At 78.1% G+C, this 1,910-nt stretch carries 1 protein-coding gene; it reads left to right on the top strand.

The annotated features are described in order from the left end of the window. Window positions 1-274: 274 nt before the first annotated feature. Window positions 275-1,910: lytic transglycosylase domain-containing protein (locus VGI02_RS27805; protein WP_331633096.1), on the top strand; the 1,636-nt coding region annotated here is incomplete at its 3' end.

Raw genomic sequence — 1,910 nt, forward strand, 5'->3', positions numbered from 1 at the left:
CGTGCTGGATCGGGTGGATCCCGGTAGCGCTCGGCACCCCCGCGGACGACGTTCCCGGTGACGCCCGGGGACGAGGTCACCCCCGGGGCGCCGACCCGGGGGGACGGGACGCGTGGGGGACGATCGTCGGTCGCGAGGGCGACCGTGGCTGTGGACAGCGCTGCGGGACGTGTCGGCGCGGGAAGCGTCGGTTCCGGACGGGTCTTCTCCGGACGGGTCTGCTGCGGACGTCTCGGCTCGGGTCGGCCACCGGGCGCGTCCCGGGAAGCGACGGGTGCCGATCGCGTGCGGGTTCGGCACGCTGGTCCTGCTCGCGGTCCTCGCCGCCGCCGGTCCGGGCGCGCCGGTGACCGCCGTGACGGCGCTGCCCCCGCCCGACACCACCGCCTTCGGCGCGACCGGTCAGCTCCCCGACCCCACGCCGGTGCTCCCGGACGTCCCGCCGTCGGGCCTCCCGACGGATCTCGGCTCCGGCGGCCCCGAGATGACGGGTTCCGGGCTCGGCATCCCCGAGACGGTGCTCGCGGCCTACCGCTCGGCGGCGACCACGGTCGACCGTGGCGCGCCCGGCTGCCGGCTGAGCTGGCCGCTCGTCGCGGGCATCGGGAAGGTCGAGTCCGGTCACGCGTCCGGTGGCGCGGTCGACGCCGACGGCACCACGCTGAGCCCGATCCTCGGTCCGCGGCTCACCGGGACCGGCGGGAACGCCGCGATCCCGGACACCGACCGCGGGACGCTCGACCACGACCCCGTCTGGGACCGTGCGGTCGGCCCCACCCAGTTCATCCCCTCGAGCTGGCACACCTACGGCGCCGACGGCAACGGCGACGGGCGCGAGGACCCGGACAACGTCTTCGACGCGGGCCTCGCCACCGCCCGCTACCTGTGCGCCGGGGGTGGCGACCTCGCCTCGGCCGACGCCCGGCACGACGCGGTGCTCCGCTACAACCACTCCGAGGCCTACGTGGCCACCGTGCTGCGCTGGGCGGACGCCTACGCCTCCGGCGCGCTGCCGGTGCCGGACTCGACGGAGCCGACCTGGACCGGTGAGACGCTCGCCGACGGTGCACCGACCCTCGCTGCCCTCCCGGAGCCCTCGACGGCCGGTGGGTCGCTCCCGCTCGGTCCCGTCCCGGGCGGGGTGTCGACGGCGGGTGGGTCCGTCCCGGGTGCGCCGCTGCCGGCGGGCCCGGTCGCGGGTCCGGCAGCCCGCCCGGCGCCCGCGGGGCCGGTGATCACGAGTTCGGGAGCGACACGCCCAGGAATCGCTGCGACACGCTCACCGAGTTCGGATCTCGGTCTCGCCGTGCCGGCTCCGGCCCTGCCGACGACCGGTACGACGTCGTCCGCGACCGGCACCACCCCGCCGGCGACCGGGCCCGCCAGCCCCTCCGCGCCGGGCACCACCTCGTCGAGCGCGTCGACGTCGACCACGCCCGCGTCGAGCGGCGCCCCGCCGGTGGGAGCCGCTGTGCCGCCGTCGGGGACCACTGTGCCGCCGTCGGGGACCACTGTGCCGCCGTCTGGCACGACGACGCCGTCCGGCACCACTGCGCCGCCGTCGGGCACCACCCCGCCGTCGAGCAGTCCGCCTCCTGCGAGCGCCATCCCGCCGCCGGCCAAGCCCGCGCCGACGACGCCCGCGCCGAGCAAGCCCGCGCCGAGCAAGCCCGCGCCGAGCAAGCCCGCGTCGAGCGCTCCTGCGGCGCCGGCGAAGCCCGCGGCGCCGACCAAGCCCTCGCCTACGAGCACCGCCGCGCCCTCGAGCGCCGCCCCGACCCCGGCGGCCCGCTGCACCGCGGCGATCCCCGTCGCTGCCCGTGCGCTCGGTGTCCCGGCGGCGCAGGTGACGGCGTCGAGCCAGGCCGGACCGGGAGCGGGTCGCACGACGTGCACGCTGCGCGGGCCGA

The organism is Actinomycetospora sp., assembly GCF_036497245.1.
Classification (GTDB): domain Bacteria; phylum Actinomycetota; class Actinomycetes; order Mycobacteriales; family Pseudonocardiaceae; genus Actinomycetospora.